We start from the raw sequence: 22,572 nt of genomic DNA on the forward strand, positions 1-22,572 counted from the left end.
ATGTTCGGCTGTATGAATAAGCTTTCGATGTTGGGAGCAGCGTTCACGCTGCTCGCAGGAAACAGCGCGCTGGCGGCCATGGGGCCATTCGAGGTCTACGAACAGGCATTGCGCAACGATCCGGTGTTCCTCGGCGCGATCAAGGAGCGCGACGCGGGCCTGGAAAACCGCATCATCGGCCGCGCCGGGCTGTTGCCGAGACTGGGTTACAACTACAACCGGGGTCACAACACCTCGAAGGCCACGCAACTGACCGCTCGCGGCAACCTCACCGAAGACCGCAACTACAACAGCTATGGCTCGACCCTGACCTTGCAGCAACCGTTGCTCGACTACGAAGCCTACGCGGCGTATCGCAAAGGCGTGGCGCAGTCGCTGTTCGCCGACGAGGCGTTTCGCGGCAAGAGTCAGGAACTGCTGGTGCGGGTGCTGGATAACTACACCAAGGCCTTGTTCGCCCAGGATCAGATCGACATCGCCCAGGCCAAGAAAAAGGCCTATGAGCAGCAGTTCCAACAGAACGAGCACATGTTCAAGCAGGGCGAGGGCACCCGCACCGACATTCTCGAAGCCGAGTCGCGCTATGAACTGGCGACCGCCGAAGAGATCGAGGCGCGCAACGAGCAGGACGCGGCGCTGCGCGAGTTGGGCGCGCTGGTCGGCGTGCAGACGGTGGACATCAGCGAGCTGGCACCACTGGATCAGAATTTCCAGACCTTCGCGCTGATGCCGGCCAACTACGACACCTGGCATGAGCTGGCGATCAGCAACAATCCCAATCTGGCGTCGCAACGCCAGGCGGTGGAAGTGGCCAAGTACGAAGTCGAGCGCAACCGCGCCGGGCACCTGCCGAAAGTCAGTGCCTATGCGTCGATCCGCAAGACTGAATCGGACAGCGGCAACACCTATAACCAGCGCTATGACACCAACACCATCGGCTTTGAAGTCAACGTGCCACTGTACGCCGGTGGCGGGGTATCGGCCTCGACCCGTCAGGCCAGCCGCACCATGGAGCAGGCGGAATACGAACTCGACGGCAAGACCCGCGAGACGCTGATCGAACTGCGCCGCCAGTTCAGCGCCTGCCTGTCGGGCGTCAACAAACTGCGCGCCTACCAGAAGGCCCTGGCCTCGGCTGAAGCACTGGTGGTGTCGACCAAGCAAAGCATTCTTGGCGGTGAACGGACGAACCTCGATGCGCTGAACGCCGAACAGCAACTGTTTACCACCCGCCGCGATCTGGCCCAGGCGCGCTACGACTACTTGATGGCCTGGACCAAGCTGCATTACTACGCGGGGACGTTGAACGAACAGGATCTGGCGCGGGTGGATGAGGCGTTCGGTGTTGCTCATCGCTAATGTGCATGGCTTGGGAGTGGCCCTCACCCTAACCCTCTCCCAGAGGGAGAGGGGACTGAATGGGGGATGTTCCAGATGGGCACCGATATGAGCGAGCGGTGCTGAATCCATAATCGACTCGGTTTCTCAGGTCGATGCATGGCTCAAGACACCCGGATTGGCTCTCTCTCCCAGAGGGACAGGGGACTGAATGGGGGGTGTTCCAGATGGGCCCCGATATGAGTGAGCGGTGCTGAATCCATAATCGACTCGGTTTCTCAGGTCGATGCATGGCTCAAGACACCCGGATAGGCTCCCTCTCCCAGAGGGAGAGGGGACTGAATGGGGGGTGTTCCAGATGGGCACCGATATGAGTGAGCGGTGCTGAATCCATAATCGACTCGGTTTCTCAGGTCGATGCATGGCTCAAGACACCCGGATTGGCTCCCTCTCCCTCTGGGAGAGGGCTGGGGTGAGGGTTTTACACCGCAGAAGAACCTGCATAAAACAATAAAAGTGAGTGGTGAACATGGAAGTACGCATCAAGCCGGCAGCGGTCGGCACCCTGTTGCTCGCAGTTTCCATCGCGCAAGCCAATGCGCAGTACCTTGAAACCGGCAAGCCCGGCGATCCCGCCAGTTGGCGCAGCGCCGAATTCCAGCGTGACTGGGGCCTTGCGCGGATGCAGGCGGATCAGGCCTACGCTGCCGGCATCACCGGCAAAGGCGTGAAGATCGGCGCCCTCGACTCCGGCTTCGACGCCGCCCATCCCGAGTTCGCCAGCGACCGCTATCACCCGGTGCTGGCCTCCGGCAGTTACGTCGACGGCTCGCTGTTCAACGTCAACGGCACCCTCAACCCCAACAACGATTCCCACGGCACCCACGTGGTCGGCACCATGGGCGCGAGCCGTGACGGCACAGGCATGCACGGGGTGGCGTACAACGCGCAAATCTACGTCGGCAACACCAACAACAACGACAGCTTTCTGTTCGGCCCGAAACCCGATCCGCGTTATTTCAAAGCCGCGTATGACGCCCTGGCCGCTGCCGGCGTGCGTGCGATCAACAACAGTTGGGGCAGTCAGCCGCCGGACGTCAGCTATCGCACCCTGGCCGATCTGCATGCCGCTTACGCCCAGCACTGGAATCAGGGCACCTGGCTCGACGCGGCGGCGGACGTCTCGCGCCGTGGCGTGATCAACGTGTTCAGCGCCGGCAACAGCGGCTACCCGAACGCCAGCGTGCGCTCGGCGTTGCCGTACTTTCAGCCGGACCTCGAAGGCCACTGGCTGGCAGTCTCCGGGCTGGACCAAAGCAATCAGCAGAAGTACAACCAGTGCGGCATCGCCAAATACTGGTGCATCACCACGCCGGGGGCGAAGATCGACAGCACCATTCCGGGTGGCGATTACGCAATCAAGTCCGGCACCTCGATGGCCGCGCCGCACGCCACCGGGGCACTGGCGCTGGTGATGGAACGCTACCCGTACATGAATAATCAGCAGGCGCTGGAAGTGCTGCTGACCACCGCCACGCAACTCGACGGCTCGATTACCGATGCGCCGACCGAGCGGGTCGGCTGGGGCGTGGCCAACCTCAATCGGGCGATGCGCGGGCCGGGGCAATTGCTCGGCGCGTTCGATGCCAATCTGGCCGCCGGGCAGAGCGATGTTTGGAGCAATGACATCTCCGACAAGGCACTGATTCAGCGCCAGCGCGAAGACCTCGCCGAACACAGCGCCTGGCAGCAGACTCTGCAGGACAAGGGCTGGCAGAACGGTATTCCAGCCGGTGCCAGTCAGCAGGATCAGACCGACTACGCCGTCGGTATGGCGCGCGATGCCGCAGCAGCGACGCGGGTCTATCAGGGCAGCCTGATCAAGTCCGGGGCAGGGCGCTTGCTGCTGACCGGCGACAACACTTTCCGTGGCCCGACCACGGTCAATGGCGGCTTGTTGAGCGTCAACGGCTCGCTGGCCTCGGCGGTGACCGTCAACGACAGCGGCACCCTCGGCGGTTCCGGGCGGATCGCCTCGTTGCTCGCCAACAGCGGCGGCCGCGTAGCGCCGGGCAACTCCATTGGCACCTTAAGCGTGGCCGGTGACGTGACCTTCGCCCCAGGCTCGACCTACGCGGTCGAGCTGTCGCCGACCAGCAGCGACCGCATCGTCGCTGGCGGCACCGCGAGCATCAGCGGTGCCACGGTCAGCCTGTCGCTGGAAAACAGTCCGACCCTGCTCAGCACCACTGAAACCCGCAGCCTGCTCGGCCATTCGTACGACATTTTGCAAGCGGCCGGTGGTATTCAGGGCCAGTTCGGCGCGGTGCTGCCGGATTACCTGTTCATCGGCGGCAACCTCGACTACACGGCCAACGCCATTCAGCTCGACATTCAGCGCAACGCCACCTCGTTCGCCAGCGTCGGGCAGACCCCGAATCAGCGTGCGGTGGCGGCCGCCGTCGAAGGCCTCGGCGCCGGCAATTCGGTGTACGAAAGCCTGCTGCTGTCGGCGTCTGCCGCCTCGGCGCAGCAAGCCTTCCAGCAATTGAGCGGCGAAATCTACCCGGCCCTCGGCTCGATGCTGATCAATGACAGCCGCCAGTTGCGCGACGCGGTCGGCGAACGTCTGCACGATGCCAACGCCACGCAAAGCAATGGCTGGATCAAGGCCCTCGGCGCCTGGGGTTCGACCAACTCCGGTAACGACACTTCGCGCTACAGCACCTCAATCGGTGGTCTACTCGCCGGTGTTGACGGCGCGCTGGACGAGCAGACGCGCATCGGTCTGGTCACCGGTTACAGCGACAGCTCGCTGAACATGGGCTCGGACACGCACTCGTCGGCCAAGGTCGACAGCTATCACCTCGGCGCTTACGCCGGTCATGACATCGGCGCCTGGCGCCTGAGCACCGGCGCGGCCTACAGCTGGCATCGCGCCGATGTGAAGCGCGATCTGCAATACGGCGACGTCAGCGCCAAACAGAAAGCCAAGGTCGATGCGGGCACCACGCAGGTCTTCGGCGAAGCGGCTTACCGGCTGAACCTGCAGCCGCTGGCACTGCAGCCGTTCGCCAACCTCGCTTACGTGCATCTGGATACCGAAGGCTTCACGGAAAAGGGCGACGCGGCGGCGCTGAAAAGCTCCGGCGACCAGCGTGATGCGGTCCTCAGCACCCTCGGTGTGCGTGCGGTCAAGCGCTTCAATTTGTCGGCGCAACAGGCACTGGACGTCAGCGGCCACCTCGGCTGGCAGCACAGCCTGAGCGACATCGACGCCGATCAGCATCTGCGCTTTGCCAGCGGTAGCACACCGTACGCGGTCGAGAGTTCGGCGCTGGTGCGTGACGCGGCGCTGGTCGGCGTACAAGCCAGCCTGGCATTGAGCAAGGACGTGCGAGTCAACCTCGATTACAACGGACAACTGGCTAACCGCGAGAAGAGCCACGGCGTGGGGCTGAGCCTGAACTGGCAGTTCTGACGGAGGGCGTACGCGTATCCCTGTAGGAGCTGTGAACACATAACTGTGGCGAGGGAGCTTGCTCCCGCTCGGCTGCGCAGCAGTCGTAAATCCGCCACACCGGGTTCGACTGGAAACATGCACAGGGCCGCTTCGCGCCCCAGCGGGAGCAAGCTCCCTCGCCACACAAAGCAGCATTCATGAGATTGAAGTACACGGATTTTTCGCAACAACACTAAGGAAGGTCGCTGGATGAATAACAACAAAACCCCCGCGCAAACGGGCGGTCGCTTCGCCATGAAAACCCTCAATTGCGCCGTACTCTGCGCACTGGCCACTTGGGGTACCGCGCACGCGGCGCCTTATGTGGAAAGCGGCCGCAGCGGCGATCCCGCCAGTTGGCGCAGCGCCGAGTTCCAGGCGGAATGGGGCCTGGGCGCCATCGGCGCGGATTACGCCTACGCCGCCGGTTACACCGGCAAAGGTGTGAAACTGGGGATCTTCGACCAGCCGGTGTACGCCGCGCACCCGGAGTTTTCCGGTGCCAATAAAGTCATCACCCTGGTCACCAGCGGGATCCGCGAATACACCGACCCGTACATCCCGGTCAAAGCCGGCGATGCGTTCCGTTATGACGGTTCGCCCTCGGTCGGTTCCGACGGCAAGCTCGGTGCCCACGGCACCCACGTCGGTGGCATCGCTGCCGGCAGCCGTGACGGCGGGCCGATGCACGGCGTGGCGTTCGGTGCGCAGATCATCAGCGCGGATAACGGCGACCCGGGCCCGGAAGACGGCATCGTCCGTGGCAACGACGGCGCGGTGTACAAGGCCGGTTGGGATGCGCTGATCGCCAGTGGCGCGCGGATCATCAACAACAGCTGGGGCATCGGCATCACTGACCGTTTCGACCTCGGCGGCCGCGACCCGGCGTATCCGCACTTCACCGTCAACGACGCGCAAGTGCAGTTCAACGAGATCCGCACACTGCTCGGCACCAAGCCCGGCGGCGCCTACGACGGCGCCATCGCCGCCGCCCGCAGCGGCATCGTGACGATCTTCGCCGCCGGTAACGATTACAACCTGAACAACCCGGACGCCATCGCCGGCCTCGGCTACTTCGTGCCGGACATCGCGCCGAACTGGATCACCGTCGCCGCGTTGCAGAAGAACCCGGATCTGGCCAGCGCCAATCCGTACATCATGAGTACGTTTTCCTCGCGCTGCGGCTACACCGCGAGCTTCTGCGTCTCGGCGCCGGGCACGCAGATCTACAGCTCGATCATCAGCGGCACCAACGCCGATAACCTGACCACCGGCTACAAGAACTACAACGGCACCTCGATGGCCGCACCGCATGTGGCGGGCTCGATGGCGGTGTTGATGGAGCGCTTCCCGTACATGACCGGCGATCAGGTCGCCACGGTGCTGCGTACCACCGCCACCGACCTCGGCGCACCGGGCATCGACGCCTTGTACGGCTGGGGCATGATCAACCTGCGCAAAGGCATCGACGGCCCGGCGATGTTCGTCACCGAGCAGGACATCCCGGAAGAGTTCCGCATTCAGGGGGCCTACGGTTCCGGGCAGTTTGTCGCGGACTTGCCGGGCATCGGCGCGATCATCGACAAGGGCAAACCGACCGAGCGCCTGTGCACCGACATCACTTGCGGCCTCGACACCTGGCGCAACGACATTTCCGGTCACGGCGGCCTGACCAAGCAGGGCATCGGCACGCTGGTGCTGACCGGCAACAACACCTACAGCGGCCCGACCCTGGTCAATCAGGGGCGTCTGGCGATCAATGGCTCGCTGGCTTCGGCGGTCACGGTCAACGACAGCGGCATCCTCGGCGGTAACGGCCGCATCGGTGCACTGACCGCGAAAAGCGGCGGTACCGTCGCCCCGGGCAACTCGATCGGCACGCTGAACGTCGCCGGTGACGTGACCTTCGAGCGCGGTTCGACTTACGCGGTGGAAGTCTCGCCGACCAGCAGCGACAAGATCGTTGCCGGTGGCAAAGCGGTGATCGATGGCGCCACGGTCAGTCTGTCGCTGGAAAACAGCCCGACCTTGCTGACGACGACTGAAGTGAAGAGCCTGCTCGGTTCGCAGTTCAACATCCTGCAAGCGGCCGGTGGCATCCAAGGCCAGTTCGGGCAAGTGCTGCCGAACTACGCGTTCCTCGGCGGCACCCTGGCGTACTCGGCAAACGGCGTGCAACTGGACGTCGGGCGCAACGGCGCGTCGTTCGCCAGTGTCGGCCTGACGCCGAACCAGCGTGCGGTTGGCGCGGCTGCCGAGGGTCTGGGCGCGGGCAATGCGCTGTTCGAAACCCTGCTGCTTTCGCCGAATGCGGCCTCGGCGCAACAAGCCTTCCAGCAACTGTCCGGCGAGATTCATCCGGCCATCGGTACGATGCTGATCAACGACAGCCGCTACCTGCGTGAAGCGGTGGGCGAGCGTCTGCGTGAGCGTGATCTGTTCAATGCCGACGCACCGACCGACGACCGCAGCAACGCCTGGGTCAAGGTGCTGGGGTCGTGGGGCAAGAGCGATGGCGGCCACGAAAACGCCGACTCCAACAGCTCCATCGGCGGCCTGCTGGCCGGTGTCGACGGTTTAATCGCTGAAGATACGCGTCTGGGTTTCGTTACCGGTTATAGCGACAGCTCGTTGAACATGGGCAGCGACACGCATTCGTCGGCCTCGGTCGACAGCTACCACCTGGGTGCGTACCTGGGGCATCAGATCGATGCGCTGCGTCTGACCGCCGGTGCGGCTTACAGCTGGCATCGCGTGGACGTGAAGCGTGATCTGCAGTTCGCGGGCGTCAATGGCAAAGAGAAAACCAAGCACGATGCGGCGACCACTCAGGTGTTCACCGAAGCGGCTTACGATCTGCGCCTGCAACCGATGAATCTGGAGCCTTTCGCCAACCTGTCGTACGTGCACTTGAACACCGACAGCTTCACCGAGAAGGGTGATGCTGCGGCGCTCAAGAGCGGCGAAGACAACCGCGACGTGGTGCTGTCGACCCTTGGCGTACGCGCCAAACGCAGCTTCGCGCTGTCGGACAAGCATCAACTGGAACTGGGCGCGACCCTCGGCTGGCAGCACAACCTGAGCAGTGTCGATGCTGACAGCCACCTGGCCTTCGCCAATGGCAACAGCGCGTTCACCGTGCAGAGTGTGTCGATGGATCGTGATGCGGCGGTGGTCGGCGTACGCGCCGGGCTGGCGCTCAATCGCGATGTCCGGGTCAACCTGGACTACAACGGACTGATCGGTAACAACGAGAAGGACCACGGTTTGGGTCTGACCCTCGACTGGCAGTTCTAAAAGCGTGCCGGCAGTCCCTTGGGGGCTGCCGGTTTTGAAGGAAGAGAGAGCACAACATGGGATTGTTCGATTATAAAAATGCCGACGGCAAAGCGTTATACAGCGATGCCATCGCACTGACGCTGTATGCCTACACGCCAACCGGCCAGCCGTTGCCGGCCACCGCCTGGAAACCGCTCAGCGCCACGGCGCTGGGTTATCAGGGCAAGGTCGGCGCCCAAGGCACGTTCTTCGGCGAGAAGGACGGCTTCACCAGCGCCGAGGCTGAAGTGCTCGGCAAGTACGACGCCGGCGGCAAGCTGATCGGCCTCGGCGTGGCCTTTCGCGGCACTGGCGGGCTGGGTTACAGCGACACCTTCGGCGACATGAAGAACAACCTGCTGGCCGCCATCGGCCCATCGGATTACGCGAGCAACTACGCGAAAAACGCCTTCGACAACCTGCTCAAGTCCGTTGCCGCGTTTGCCATCGCCAACGGCATCGCCGCCAAGGACGTGCTGTTCAGCGGCCACAGCCTCGGCGGGCTAGGGGTCAACAGCGTGGCCGAGTTGAGTGCCAGCAACTGGGGCGGTTTCTTCAAGGACGCCAACTACATCGCGTTCGCTTCGCCGACCCAGAGCAGCACCGGCAACAACGTGCTGAACATCGGTTACGAAAACGATCCGGTGTTCCGTGCGCTGGACGGCACCACGTTCAGCAGCGGTTCGCTGGGCAAGCACGACGGGCCGCACGAGTCGACCACCGACAACATCGTCAATTTCACCGACAACTATGCGTCCACCGCGCAGAACCTGGTGCCGTTCAGCATCGTCAATCCGCTGAACTGGTCGGCCCACAGCTCGCTCGGGTATGCCGATGGCTTGAACCGGGTGATCGATTCGAAGTTCTACAACCTCACGCACAAGGACTCGACCCTCATCGTCTCCAACCTTGAGGAATCGTCCCGGGGCAAGACCTGGGTCGAGGATCTGGGGCGCAGCGGCGAGCCGCACACCGGCAGCACCTTCATCATCGGCACGCAGAGCAACGACTGGCTCAAGGGCGGGGCGGGTAACGACTTCCTCGAAGGCCTGGGCGGCGATGACCGCTTCCGCGATGACGGTGGTTTCAACATCCTCCTCGGTGGTCAGGGCCATAACACCTTCGAGCTGCAGAAACCGCTGCAGAACTTCAGCTTCGCCAACGACGGTGACGGCACGCTGTACGTGCGCGACGCCTACGGCGGCATCAGCATGACCCGCGACATCGGCGCGCTGGTGAGCAAGGAGTCGGGTTCGTGGTGGGGCAGCAAGGAAATCACCTGGGGTGTCACGGCCAAGGGTTTGACCAATGGCAGCGAACTGACCCAGTACACCCATTCGCTCAACGGCGATGCGTATGGCAACGCACTACACGCCAGCGCCGACGGTGACTGGCTGTTCGGGCTGGGTGGCGATGACAAGCTGATCAGCGACAAGGGCCACGTGACCTTCGTCGGCGGCGCAGGCAACGACGTGATGACGGCGGTGGGTGGCAACAACACCTTCCTGTTCAGCGGCGCGTTCGGTTTCGACGCGATCAATGGCTATCAGGGCAGCGACAAACTGGTGTTCATGGGCGTCGAAGGCGCGGGGCAGGGCTACGACTACAAGCAGCATGCTGCACAGTCGGGGGCTGATACCGTGCTGAAGATTGGCGAATATGCCGTGACCCTGGTCGGGGTGGGAGTGGCTAACCTGTCGGACTCGGCGTTCGTGTTCGCCTAGCTCCTTGTTAAGACAAACCCTGTAGGAGTGAGCCTGCTCGCGATCGCGGTCAGTCAGTCTCCATCCATGTTGCCTGACACGGTCTCATCGCGAGCAGGCTCACTCCTACAGTTAAAAGCAATGCAAGTAGTACTGAAATGCTCCGGGGCGTGCCCGTGAGGGGCGCCCTGGCTGTGAGCTATCTCTGACAATTCCAACAAAAGAGAGGCAATAGCAATGGGTGTGTATGACTACAAGAACTTCGGCACAGCCGATTCCAAGGCGCTGTTCAGCGATGCCATGGCGATCACGCTGTATTCCTACCACAACCTCGATAACGGCTTTGCCGCCGGTTATCAGCACAACGGCTTCGGTCTCGGCCTGCCGGCCACGTTGGTGACTGCGCTGCTCGGCGGTACTGATTCGCAAGGGGTGATCCCCGGTATTCCGTGGAACCCCGACTCGGAAAAACTCGCCCTCGACGCGGTGAAAAAGGCTGGCTGGACACCGATCACCGCCTCGCAACTGGGCTACGACGGCAAGACCGACGCGCGCGGAACCTTCTTCGGCGAGAAGGCCGGTTACACCACCGCCCAGGTGGAAATCCTCGGCAAGTACGACGCCCAGGGCCATCTCACGGAAATCGGTATCGCCTTTCGCGGCACCAGCGGCCCGCGGGAAAACCTGATCCTCGATTCCATCGGCGACGTGATCAACGACCTGCTGGCAGCGTTCGGTCCCAAGGACTACGCCAAGAATTACGTCGGCGAAGCGTTCGGCAATCTGCTCAATGATGTGGTGGCGTTTGCCAAGGCCAACGGCCTTTCGGGCAAGGACGTGCTGGTCAGCGGCCACAGCCTCGGCGGGCTGGCGGTCAACAGCATGGCTGACCTGAGTGGCGGCAAGTGGGGCGGGTTCTTCGCCGATTCCAACTACATCGCCTACGCCTCACCGACCCAGAGCAGCACCGACAAAGTGCTCAACGTCGGTTACGAAAACGATCCGGTGTTCCGCGCCCTCGACGGCTCGACCTTCACCGGCGCCTCGGTCGGCGTGCACGACGCGCCCAAGGAGTCGGCCACTGACAATATCGTCAGCTTCAACGATCACTACGCCTCGACCGCGTGGAATTTGCTGCCGTTTTCCATCCTCAACATCCCAACCTGGATCTCGCACCTGCCGACCGCTTACGGCGACGGCATGAACCGCATCATCGAGTCGAAGTTCTACGACCTGACCAGCAAGGACTCGACGATCATCGTCGCCAACCTGTCGGATCCGGCGCGGGCCAACACCTGGGTGCAGGACCTCAACCGCAACGCCGAAACCCACAAGGGCAGCACCTTCATCATCGGCAGTGACAGTAATGACCTGATCCAGGGCGGCAGCGGCAATGACTACCTCGAAGGTCGCGCCGGCAACGACACCTTCCGCGACGCTGGCGGCTACAACGTCATCCTCGGTGGCGCCGGCAACAACACCCTCGACTTGCAGAAATCGGTGAACACTTTCGACTTCGCCAACGACGGCGCGGGCAATCTGTACGTGCGCGACGCCAACGGCGGGATCAGCATCACCCGCGACATCGGCAGCATCGTCACCAAGGAGCCGGGCTTCCTCTGGGGCCTGTTCAAGGACGACGTGACCCACAGCGTCACGGCCAGCGGTCTGAAGGTCGGCAGCAACGTCACGCAGTATGAGTCCAGCGTGAAGGGCACCAATGGCGCCGATACGCTCAAGGCGCATGCCGGCGGTGACTGGTTGTTTGGTCTGGATGGCAACGATCATTTGATTGGCGGCGTCGGCAACGACGTGTTTGTCGGTGGCGCCGGCAATGACCTGATGGAGTCCGGGGGCGGGGCGGATACGTTCCTGTTCAACGGCGCGTTCGGTCAGGATCGGGTGGTGGGTTTTACGTCCAACGACAAACTGGTATTCCTTGGCGTGCAGGGCGTGTTGCCCAATGACGACTTCCGCGCGCATGCCTCGATGGTGGGGCAGGACACGGTGCTGAAGTTTGGCGGGGATTCGGTGACGCTGGTTGGGGTGGCGCTGAATAGCCTCAGTGCCGATGGAATTGTGATCGCCTGATGCATCCGTAACCTGTGGCGAGGGAGCTTGCTCCCGCTGGGTCGCGAAGCGGCCCTGAAGATTTTGTGAGCGCTACGCGCTCAAGCGGGAGCAAGCTCCCTCGCCACAACTCGGTATCAAAAGTGACTCAACAGCCACACCCTGACTCAAAAGCTCTGCAAACAGCAGAAGCGGCCTAAAGCCAGCACGTGCACACACGTTCTATAGCCAGCCGCCATTGAGTACAGGAGATGCACACGTGAAAAGGTTCAAGGGGTATATCGGGATTGTCGGACTGGCGCTGTTATCGGCCAATGCCTGGGCCGATCTGCCTCAAACCTCGATTCTGAGCCGCTACGGCATCAGTAGCGATCAATTGCCGAAACCGGCGAAGACCGAAGCAGCCGAGCCGGTCGAAGAGAAAAGCCTGTTTCAGATCCAGCCCGAACAGCCGTTCGTGACCATTCGCCTGGGTGACGGCAAACAGCAGCAGGCCACTGGCAATCTGAGCATTGACCGCATGACCCAGCAGGATCTGGAGCGCTGCCGACGTCTGCAAGCCGAGCTGGCGCGGCGGGGTGAACAGTATTTCAGCTGTGATCACAGCATTGTGGGTCTGCCTGCTTTCGAATAACCCAGGCGGATAACACTTCCCCTGTAGGAGCTGCCGCAGGCTGCGATCTTTTGATTTTGATCTTGAAAAACAAAGTCAAAAGATCGCAGCCTGCGGCAGCTCCTACAGGGTTATCGGGTGGTCAGTCTTCTTTGCGCACCGTCGCGACCTCGTCGCCGCGGACTCTCACCTTGGTCCCGGAAATATCCTCGAACTCATAGAACCCGTCCTTGTTTTTGGTTTTCGGCATGTCCTTGGTCAAATACTGAGTGCCGTTCTGCAAGGTCACCACGGTCGGTGTCGAGCAGCCGCCCAATGCCAGGAAGGCTGCTACCGCCAGGGGAAGACCCAGAGTCTTGATGTTCATACCCACCTCAAATCCCTCATTCCATATCAATTGACCGACTTCGGTCTCTAACGCGGTTGGTGCCATCGAACGGGGAAAAGTTCGATGGCACCCTGAAAAAATCCCGATTGCGCTGCCACTGATCTTTTTCCGTTTGCACGCGACGGGGCAGAGCTGGTATCTGTACGCATAACCAGTATTCGCTCGCCATGGCCCTGAATTACCGTGACTGCCAACCCGCTCGACTATCCGTTCTATTACCTCAACAACTTCCGGCAAGTGCTTGATTGGCTTGAGCTTCGCTATGCCGATGTGATGAGCGAATCCGAGCACGGCTTTATCCGCGACTTCAAGGCCTTGCCACGCGCTTCGCAGGGTTTGCTGGTGCGCATGATAATGCGCAAGGGCGTGCATTTCCGCTTCGGCAAACTCAACTACCCGGAAATCGGGGACATCAGCAACGCCGCGCAGCCGTTGTTGCGTCTCGGCTGGCTCGACGATCAGGCTTTATTGAGCATGCCCGAAGTGTTCGACGTGTTGCTCAAGGCTGAGCTGCTGCAGGCGTTCGGCAGCTTTATCGAGCAACCCAAGGGCCGCAAGGACGACTGGCTGCCGGCGCTCGCCGAGCAATTCAGCGAGTCGCGCAGCCTCTCCGATTGGGCACCGACGCTCGGCGACCGCTTGCTCAGCCTGACCATCATGGACCTGTGCGACCGCCTGCGTCTGATGTTCTTCGGCAACCTTTATCAGGACTGGTCGGAATTCGTCCTCGCCGACCTCGGGATCTTTACCTACGAAAAAGTCGAGTTCTGCGCCGACTCCCGTGGTCTGCGCAGTCGAGAGGACGTTGACGCCTGCCTGTTCCTGCATCAGTGTCAACAGCGTTTCGAAGCCGGTGAACCGTTGGAGCCCATTGTCGAGCAGGTCAGCGCGCTGCAGTTCGACAACCCGTGGCTGCAACGGCGGCGTGGCAAGGTGCTGTTCCAGATCGGCCAGTATTGCGAGCGCATCACTGAGTTCGCCCTGGCGCTGAGCATTTACCGCGATTGCGCCTACCCCGGCGCCCGTCAGCGAATGATCCGCGTGCTGGAGCGCTGTGGCGAATACGCACTGGCGCTGGAGCTCGCCAGCCTCGCCGAACAGGCGCCGGAAAGCGCTGCGGAGCAGCAGAGTCTGCAACGGATGCTGCCACGGCTGCGACGCAAACTCGGCGGGCCACCGCTCAAACGGGCAACGCCACGCCCGGTCGAGCGCCTTGATCTGCAACTGCCGCGCACTGATCCGGGATTGTCAGTGGAGTTTTACGTGCAGGCGCATTTGCACGAAGACAGCGGCCCGGTGCACTACGTCGAGAACAGCCTGATCAACTCGCTGTTCGGCCTGTTGTGCTGGCCGGCGATTTTTGCGCCGCTGCCGGGAGCGTTCTTTCATCCGTTTCAGCGCGGGCCGGTGGATCTGCTCAACGAAGACTTTCAGCAACGCCGCGCCGAACTGTTTCAGGCTTGCCTCGACCAACTCGACGACGGCCGTTATGCGGCGACCATTCGTGAGCGCTTCGCCGCCAAATGGGGCGTGCAGTCGCCGTTCGTGTTCTGGGGCGCGTTGAATGAGCAACTGCTGGAGCAGGCGCTGGCGTGTTTGCCGGCGGAACACCTCAAGCAATGGTTCAATCGCCTGCTGCTCGACATCAAGGCCAATCGCGCCGGCATGCCGGATCTGATCCAGTTCTGGCCGCAGCACAAGACCTACCGGATGATCGAAGTCAAAGGCCCCGGTGACCGCTTGCAGGACAACCAACTGCGCTGGCTGGAATTTTGCCACCAACACCAGATGCCGGTCGCCGTGTGCTACGTGCAATGGGCGGAGCAGAGCGCTTGAGCTACAGCATTGCCGTCCGCGCGCTGTGCGAGTTCACCGCCAAGACCGGCGACCTCGACCTGCGTTTTACCCCTTCGCCGACAGCCCTCGAAGGCATGCTCGGGCACCGCACCGTGGCCTCGCGGCGCAGCGACAAATACCAAAGCGAAGTGGCACTGGAAGGCGAGTTTCTGCAGTTGAAGGTCAGGGGCAGGGCGGACGGCTACGACCCGGCGCAGAACTGTCTGGAAGAAGTCAAAACCTATCGCGGCGACCTGAGCAAGCAACCGGCCAACCATCGCCAGCTGCATTGGGCGCAGGCGAAAATCTACGGCTGGCTGATGTGCCGCAAGCTGGAGCTTGAGCAGATCAATCTGGCGCTGGTGTATTTCGACATCGTCAGCGAAAAGGAAACCTGTCTGGTCGAGGCCTTCAGTGCGCCAGTCTTGCAGGCCTTTTTCGAACAGCAATGCCGGTTGTTCCTGAACTGGGCCGAGCAAGAAATGGCCCATCGCGAGGCGCGCAATCTGGCCGCGCAGCAATTGAGCTTTCCCCACGCCGACTTTCGCCCCGGCCAGCGGCATCTGGCCGAATCGGTGTTCAAAGCGGTCAGCACCGGCCGCTGCCTGATGGCCCAGGCGCCCACCGGGATCGGTAAAACCCTCGGCACGCTGTTCCCGATGCTCAAGGCGCTGGCGCCGCAGCAACTGGACAAGGTGTTCTTCCTGACCGCCAAGACCCCGGGGCGCAAACTGGCGCTGGATGCCAGTCAGGTGTTGTTCGATCAGTCTGAACGCTTGCCGCTGCGGGTGCTGGAGATGGTCGCCCGCGACAAGGCCTGCGAACACCCGGACAAAGCCTGTCACGGTGAGTCCTGCCCGTTGGCCCAGGGCTTTTATGATCGCCTGCCCGCCGCCCGGCAAGCGGCCAGCCGGATCAATCTGCTCGATCAGGCGGCGATGCGCGAAGTGGCCCGTGAGCACACGGTTTGCCCGTACTACCTGAGCCAGGAAATGGCCCGCTGGGCCGATGTGGTGGTGGCGGACTACAACTATTACTTCGATTTCAGCGCGCTGCTGTTCGGCCTCGCTCAGCTTAACCAGTGGAAGGTTGCGGTGCTGGCGGATGAAGCGCACAACCTGGTCGAACGTGGGCGTTCGATGTACAGCGCCAGTCTCGATCAGGCCGCGCTGGCCAGTGTGCGCAAGACTGCCCCCGAAGTGCTGAAAAAATCCCTGCAACGGGTCAACCGTGAATGGAACGCGCTGCATCAGCCGCAACTGGCGCCGTATCAGGCCTACGACAAGGCCCCGGAGAAGCTGCTGCAAGCGGTGTCGCTGTGCAGTGCGGCCATCGGCGACTACCTCAATGATCATCCGCAGGGACTCGACAGCGCACTGCAAACCTTCTACTTCGACATGCTGCAGTTCGGCCGGGTGGCGGAGCTGTTCGACGAGCATTACCTGTTCGACATCAGCAAGCGCGACCTTGAGCGCAAGCGGCCGCTGTCGCAGTTGTGCCTGCGCAACGTGGTGCCGGCGGCGTTCATCGGCCCGCGCCTGAAAGCGGCGCGCAGCAGCGTGTTGTTCTCGGCGACGCTGAGCCCGCGACGCTATTACGCCGATCTGCTCGGCACGCCCGCCGACACGGTATGCATAGACGTCGAATCACCCTTCAGCGCCGAACAGCTGCAAGTGCAGATCGTCAGCCGTATCTCCACGCGCTTCAATCATCGCCAGGCGTCGCTGGAACCGATCGTCGAGCTGATCGCCCGCCAGTTCAGCGAGCGCCCGGGCAATTACCTGGCGTTCTTCAGCAGCTTCGATTACCTGCAACAAGTGCTGACGCTGCTCGCCGAACGCCATCCGCAGATCAATCTGTGGCAGCAGTCCCGGGGCATGGCCGAAGGGCAGCGGCAGGCCTTTCTCGATCAGTTCACCGCCGACAGCCAGGGCATCGGCTTCGCCGTGTTGGGCGGTGCGTTTGGCGAAGGTATCGATCTGCCCGGAGCACGGTTGATCGGCGCGTTCATTGCGACCCTGGGGCTGGCCCAGCTCAACCCGGTCAACGAACAGTTGAAACGGCGCATGGCGGCGATTTTCGGCGCAGGTTACGACTACACCTATCTGTATCCGGGCGTGCAGAAAGTGGTGCAGGCCGCCGGGCGGGTGATCCGCACCCGTGAAGATCGTGGCGTGGTGATGCTGATCGATGACCGCTTCGCCGAACCGCGCATTCAGCAACTGCTGCCACGCTGGTGGTCGCTCGGCACCGACTCGTCCTCAATCAACCCATTGATCATGCCGTGAATAGAGGCGCGTTTGCACCTTCCCATGGCGCCGGATTGCCGCATACTTGCGCTAATGAAAACCAGCGGTGAATCTGATGAGTGACAACCCGAGCAAAACTGCCGCGATCGAGGAGATGCGTTTCCGTCTGCTGATCGATGCGGTGGTCGATTATGCGATTTACATGATCGACCCGGACGGCATCATCACCAGCTGGAACTCCGGCGCCAAACGCTTCAAGGGCTACGAAGAGGCGGAGATTCTCGGCGAGCATTTCTCGCGCTTCTATACCGCCGATGATCGTGCGGCGGGTCTGCCGCAACGCGCGCTCGACACAGCGCTGCACGAAGGACGCTTCGAAGGCGAAGGCTGGCGGGTGCGCAAGGATGGCACCAGCTTCTGGTGCCATGTGGTCATCGATCCGATCATTGATCCCAACGGCAAACTGCTCGGCTATGCCAAGATCACCCGTGACCTGACCGACCGCAAGATGGCCGAGGAAACCCTCAAGCAAAGCGAACAGCAGTTTCGCCTGCTGGTGCAGGGTGTCACCGATTATGCGATCTACATGCTCAGCCCCGAAGGTCGTGTGAGCAACTGGAATCAGGGCGCCCAGCGGATCAAGGGGTACCAGCCGGAAGAAATCATCGGCCAGCATTTTTCGGTTTTCTACACCCCGGAAGACCGTGTGGCCGGCGAACCGCAACGGGCACTGGAGATTGCCACCCGCGAGGGCCGTTTCGAGAACAAGAGCTGGCGCATGCGCAAGGATGGCACGCGGTTTCTGGCCCACGTGGTGGTCGATGCCATTCGCGGCGAAACCGGCACGCTGCTCGGGTTTGCCAAGATCACCCGCGATGTCACCGAAGCCCATGAGTCGCAAGTGGCGCTGGAAAAGACCCGCGAAGCGCTGTTTCAGGCGCAGAAGATGCAGGCCATCGGTCAGCTCAGCGGCGGCATCGCCCATGACTTCAACAATCTGCTGACGGTGATTCTGGGCAATCTGGAGATTCTGCAAAAACGCATCGGTGACGACCCGAAAAACAGTCGTCTGCTGGAAAACGCCACGCAGGGTGCATTGCGTGGCGTATCGCTGACCCAACGCATGCTGGCCTTCGCCCGCCGTCAGGAACTCAAGACCGAGCCGGTCGATATTCCGCAACTGGTGCAAGGCATCACCGGACTGTTGCGCAGCTCGATAGGCCCCGGGATTCGCATCGAGACACGCTTTCCCGAGGATCTGCAACCGGTGCTGGCCGACAGCAACCAACTGGAACTGGCGTTGCTCAATCTGGCGACCAACGCCCGCGACGCCATGGCCGACGGTGGCAGCCTGTGCATTTGCGCGCAGCCGGAAGTCGTGCTTGAGCAAAGCCATTCGTCAATGGCGGCGGGACGCTATGTGTGCCTGAGCGTGATCGACACGGGTGAGGGCATGGACGAAGCCACGCTGGGTTCGGCCAGGGATCCGTTTTTTACCACCAAGGGCGTGGGCAAGGGCACCGGGCTGGGCCTGTCGATGGTGCATGGCTTTATCGAGCAACTGGGCGGCCGTTTCATTCTCAAGAGCGAAAAAGGCCATGGCACCCGCGCTGAAATGTGGATACCGGTGGCGTTAGCCGGGGAGACGGCAAAAAACCTCTACCCGGCGGTCAAACCGGTGTTGGTGCCGCGCCTCAGCGTGCTGGTGGTGGACGACGATTCGCTGGTGATGACCAGCACCACGCTGCTGCTCGAAGACCTTGGCCATCGCGTGATCAGCGCCACGTCCGGTGCCAAGGCGCTGGCGTTGTTCGAACAGGGCGAAGTCATCGACCTGATGATCACCGACATGGCCATGCCGCAGATGAGCGGAGCGCAACTGGCGCATGCGGTGCGTTTGCTCAAGCCGGATCTGCCGATCATTCTGGCCACCGGTTACGCCGAACGTCTGGAAGGCTTTGCCGCGCAATTGCCGCGTCTGCCCAAGCCATTCACCCAGCTCAACCTGGTGGAAATCATCGCGCAGTCGATGAAGTGAATCCGCCTGAACTTGTCCGTGGCGAGGGCCTTCTAAAAGGTTTCCCCGCCACGGAGTGCGCGTCCCTTGCCCCGCATACTGACTCAGCCCAGCGCTGAAGAGCACCTGACCGAACACGATGCCAAGATGTTCGGCTCACCCAAGGAACGGCTGGATTTCTATCGCAAGGAAATCCAGTACGAAACCAGCATCCTCGCCAATCGCACCGATGCCTATCTGGCGGCGCAGTCGTTTCTGGTGATTGCCTTCGCTTCGTGCATGGCCAACCTCAACCCCGAGTGGGGCAAGCTGTTCACGCTGGTGGTGCCGCCGTTTCTCGCACTGCTCGGGTTGCTCAGTTCGCTCAACGCCTGGCCGGGGATTCGTGCGGCGTACGACATCATCGATCACTGGCACTACAAGCAGAGCGAGTTGTTGCGCAGCGAGCCGATCATGGGCATGGCTTACGACGAGTCGCCGCTGTTCAGTGAAATGGAGTCGAGCCACAAGGGCTATCGCAAGTCGCTGTTGTTTTCGGTGCGCACGCCATGGATTTTCGCCACGTTCTGGATCCTGCTCGGGGCTTACGCGGTGTTCATTCAGGTGACCAACCCTGGGGGCTGAACGCCGCCCAAAGAAAAAGCCCGGACATCGCTGCCGGGCTTTTTCTTGTGTGCTTTATTCGACGGTTTCAAGTTGCCGACGCAATTCCTGCGAGTGATGCGGTGACATTGGAATCGGCGGGAAGTCTTCGTTGAGGACGCACAAGTGATCGATGGCTTCCTCGAACTTCGCATCGGCTTTGCGGCGCAGTGCTCGATAGTACTCAAACTGTTCGAGGTCCAGATTGTCCGCTTCCAGCAGCTCGTAAGCCGCTCGGTTGAGGGCGTGGGCATCTTCGAACAGTTGACGATTGCGTTCCAGGGCCAAAGCCCTGCAAGCCTTGATTTGTGCCGGAGTCGAGCATTCTTTCATGACCGTGACCTTGTTATCCAAAGATTCCTCTTCATGGGCTGCAAGCCGCAGGGGAACCGAACCTGCCGGACCCCGCCGAGTGCATCCAGCGAGGGGTTATGGTTGTGACTGTCGGTTTTGGCCGAGGGATCCATTTATTTTCAGAAAAAACTTCGATGGATTTCCCGACATATTGCCGCCGGAAAAATCAGTTTTTTCGTTTTTGCCGTTGTTCGTAGCGCGCCAGCAGCGGCTGGGTGCTGATGCCATGCAGTAAAATGCTCAGCGCTACCACGGACAGGGTGATGTTGGTGCACAACGTCGCGACTGAAGGACTGAGGCCATGGTTCAAGGCATAAAACAGATAGAACAGACTGCCGATCCCGCGAATGCCGAACCAACCGATCAACAGCCGCTGACCACCGTCGAGCAAAGTGCCCCATGGCATCAGCGCAACGCAGGCCGGACGCACCACGCAGAACAGCACCGCGCCAATGACCAACGCCCGCCAGTCCCAATGTGGCACCAGCACCACACCGAGCAGGGTCACCAGAAACACTTCCATGGCCCGTTCCACCAGACTGCCGAATGAGAGCATGTCGCCCATCATGATCCCGGCCGCGACCTGGCTGCTTTCCAGTCGTTCGGTATCGCCGTGCACCGCGTGCTGCGGTTCGATGTTCTGGTGGCCGACCACCGGTTGCACCAGATGTTCGGCGGGCGGCTGGCTGGCGCCGGTGGATTTGACTTCTTCCTGACGCAAGCCGAGGCCGGCGGCGAATACCGACAGAAAACCATAACCGCCAATCGCATCTGCGCCGACGTAAGCCAGGGCAATCAGCGACAGCGCCAGATAATCATTCGGGCTCAGGGTGCTGTCGTCGTTACGGATGCGCAGCGACAGGGTCAACCGACCGATGCCGCGACCCATCCAGTAACCGGTCAGCAAACCGACCGGCACCGCCCAGAGCAAACCGTGCAGCACCCAATCGGTCAAGGCGCCGGGTTGCGCGTCGGCCTGCAACAGCAGCAAGCCGAGAATCACGAACGGAAAAGCGATGCCGTCGTTAAGCCCGGCTTCACCGGACAGGCCGAAGCGCACGCTGTCGACATCCCGCGCATCGTTGACCTGCACCAGCGCGGCCAGCACCGGGTCGGTCGGCGCGAGCATCGCCCCGATCAGCAGCGACGGCCCCCACGACAGTTGCAGGCCCCAGTGCAGCAATACGCTGACCCCGGCGATGGTCACGACCATCACCGGGCCCGCCAGCCCGAACGCAATCCGCCAACGCTTGTCGCGCAGTGGCAGACGCAGCTTGAGCCCGCAGACAAACAGCGAAAACAGCACCGCCACTTCCGTGAGGTGCTCCATCCACACCGACGCGTTTTCCAGTGACAGCTTCAGCAGATCCAGACCGCTGGGGCCGATGCCGATCCCCAGCAGCAGGCACACGGCCGAAGTGGTGACCGGCATCCAGCGCAGGTACGACGAGGTCAGCGCGAGGGTCAGCAACACCGCGCCAAGCACCGCGACCCAGATGACAAAGCTCATGGAGGCTTACAACATCGGCTTGCCGCCGGTGACGCCATAGCGCTGACCGGTGATGTAACTGGCTTCATCGGACGCGAGCAGCACATAGATTGGCGCCACTTCCACCGGTTGCCCGGGGCGACCGAGCGGGGTTTCGCTGCCGAAGTTCTGCACCTCTTCATCGGGCATGGTCGAGACGATCAGTGGCGTCCAGATTGGTCCGGGGGCCACGCAGTTCACGCGGATTTCTTTTGGCCCGAGTATCTGTGCCAGTCCGCCGGTGAAGTTGGCGATCGCGCCCTTGGTGGTGGCGTAGGCCAGCAGGGTCGGTTTGGGCATGTCCGAGTTGACCGAGCTGGTGTTGATGATCGACGCGCCGGGGCGCATGTGTTTGATCGCTGCCTGGCACAACCGGAAAATCGCCGTGATGTTGACGTCGAAGGTCATCACCCATTCTTCATCGGGGATTTCTTCGAAGGTTTCGTGGGTCATCTGGAACGCGGCGTTGTTCACCAGAATGTCGATGCGCCCGAAGCGTTCGACGGTCTTGTCCACCAGTTCCTGACAATGGGCCTTGTGCGCGAGATCGCCGGACAGCAACAGGCACTGGCGGCCTGCCTGTTCAACCCAGCGTGCGGTCTCTTTGGCGTCTTCATGTTCATTCAGATAGGCCACGACCACGTCAGCGCCTTCACGGGCGAAGGCAATCGCCACCGCGCGGCCAATGCCGCTGTCGGCACCGGTAATCAGCGCAATCTTGCCGGCCAGCCGCCCGGAGCCGACGTAGCTTTGCTCGCCGCAGTCGGGGTACGGCTGCATTTTGCTTTGCGCACCGGGGACGGCTTGGGCTTGTGCGGGGAAGGGTGGTTTTGGATAGTCGGTCATCACAGATCTCCGAGGTTCTTAGGGCAGGTATGGGTGGTTGACCTGGACGATTTGCCGTGAGTTCGATCGGATTTTGGATGACCACAAAACCATTGTAGGAGTGAGCCTGCTCGCGATAGCGGTGTATCAGCCGACATTGATGTTGAATGTCAGTCAGCTATCGCGAGC

14 protein-coding genes are annotated in these 22,572 nt (G+C 61.8%); 10 read left to right on the forward strand and 4 right to left on the reverse strand.

Annotated elements, in window-relative coordinates:
* The 6 genes from KCG87_RS07865 to KCG87_RS07890 all read left to right on the forward strand — a co-directional run bounded on the left by KCG87_RS07865 (position 1) and on the right by KCG87_RS07890 (position 12,565).
* Entirely contained in the window at positions 1 to 1,359 is a 1,359-nt protein-coding gene (locus KCG87_RS07865) for a TolC family outer membrane protein (protein ID WP_210557197.1), read from the forward strand.
* 508 nt (positions 1,360 to 1,867) lie between these two features.
* Entirely contained in the window at positions 1,868 to 4,819 is a 2,952-nt protein-coding gene (locus KCG87_RS07870) for an autotransporter serine protease (protein ID WP_210557196.1), read from the forward strand.
* 231 nt (positions 4,820 to 5,050) lie between these two features.
* Positions 5,051 to 8,137, forward strand: a complete 3,087-nt coding sequence (locus KCG87_RS07875; RefSeq protein WP_210557194.1) for an autotransporter serine protease — start codon at positions 5,051 to 5,053, stop codon at positions 8,135 to 8,137.
* A gap of 56 nt (positions 8,138 to 8,193) precedes the next feature.
* A complete protein-coding gene (locus KCG87_RS07880; RefSeq protein ID WP_210557193.1) occupies positions 8,194 to 9,882 on the forward strand; it encodes a polyurethanase in 1,689 nt (562 codons plus the stop codon).
* Between the two features lie 216 nt (positions 9,883 to 10,098).
* Complete coding sequence (locus KCG87_RS07885) at positions 10,099 to 11,952, forward strand: polyurethanase (protein WP_103367040.1); 1,854 nt, start codon at positions 10,099 to 10,101, stop codon at positions 11,950 to 11,952.
* A gap of 238 nt (positions 11,953 to 12,190) precedes the next feature.
* Positions 12,191 to 12,565 carry a hypothetical protein gene (locus KCG87_RS07890; RefSeq protein WP_210557188.1) on the forward strand — a complete coding sequence of 125 codons (375 nt, stop codon included), beginning with the start codon at positions 12,191 to 12,193 and terminating at the stop codon, positions 12,563 to 12,565.
* A gap of 121 nt (positions 12,566 to 12,686) precedes the next feature.
* On the opposite strand, the gene KCG87_RS07895 is transcribed toward KCG87_RS07890, so the two are convergent.
* Complete coding sequence (locus KCG87_RS07895) at positions 12,687 to 12,911, reverse strand: YgdI/YgdR family lipoprotein (RefSeq protein WP_064590001.1); 225 nt, start codon at positions 12,909 to 12,911, stop codon at positions 12,687 to 12,689.
* Between the two features lie 204 nt (positions 12,912 to 13,115).
* Between KCG87_RS07895 and KCG87_RS07900 the strand changes: the two genes are divergently transcribed.
* The 4 genes from KCG87_RS07900 to KCG87_RS07915 all read left to right on the forward strand — a co-directional run bounded on the left by KCG87_RS07900 (position 13,116) and on the right by KCG87_RS07915 (position 19,658).
* Positions 13,116 to 14,768, forward strand: coding sequence for a VRR-NUC domain-containing protein (locus KCG87_RS07900; protein ID WP_210557186.1), 1,653 nt, complete (start codon positions 13,116 to 13,118; stop codon positions 14,766 to 14,768).
* Positions 14,765 to 17,056, forward strand: coding sequence for an ATP-dependent DNA helicase (locus tag KCG87_RS07905; RefSeq protein ID WP_210557184.1), 2,292 nt, complete (start codon positions 14,765 to 14,767; stop codon positions 17,054 to 17,056). Before KCG87_RS07900 ends, KCG87_RS07905 begins: the two co-directional genes overlap by 4 nt.
* Positions 17,057 to 17,132: 76 nt before the next feature.
* Positions 17,133 to 19,055, forward strand: a complete 1,923-nt coding sequence (locus KCG87_RS07910; protein ID WP_210557183.1) for a PAS domain-containing sensor histidine kinase — start codon at positions 17,133 to 17,135, stop codon at positions 19,053 to 19,055.
* 66 nt (positions 19,056 to 19,121) lie between these two features.
* Complete coding sequence (locus KCG87_RS07915; protein WP_047597231.1) at positions 19,122 to 19,658, forward strand: hypothetical protein; 537 nt, start codon at positions 19,122 to 19,124, stop codon at positions 19,656 to 19,658.
* Positions 19,659 to 19,712: 54 nt separating this feature from the next.
* Here the strand turns inward: KCG87_RS07915 and KCG87_RS07920 are convergent, their stop codons facing one another.
* From KCG87_RS07920 to KCG87_RS07930, 3 genes are all read right to left on the reverse strand, one after another.
* Positions 19,713 to 20,009, reverse strand: a complete 297-nt coding sequence (locus KCG87_RS07920; protein ID WP_210557428.1) for a hypothetical protein — start codon at positions 20,007 to 20,009, stop codon at positions 19,713 to 19,715.
* A gap of 187 nt (positions 20,010 to 20,196) precedes the next feature.
* Positions 20,197 to 21,540, reverse strand: a complete 1,344-nt coding sequence (locus tag KCG87_RS07925) for a cation:proton antiporter (RefSeq protein ID WP_210557182.1) — start codon at positions 21,538 to 21,540, stop codon at positions 20,197 to 20,199.
* 6 nt (positions 21,541 to 21,546) lie between these two features.
* Entirely contained in the window at positions 21,547 to 22,404 is an 858-nt protein-coding gene (locus KCG87_RS07930) for a glucose 1-dehydrogenase (RefSeq protein WP_027612798.1), read from the reverse strand.
* Positions 22,405 to 22,572: the final 168 nt, after the last annotated feature.

The sequence above is a fragment of the Pseudomonas sp. MWU347 genome (assembly GCF_017947305.1).
Taxonomy (GTDB): Bacteria; Pseudomonadota; Gammaproteobacteria; order Pseudomonadales; family Pseudomonadaceae; genus Aquipseudomonas; species Aquipseudomonas putida_A.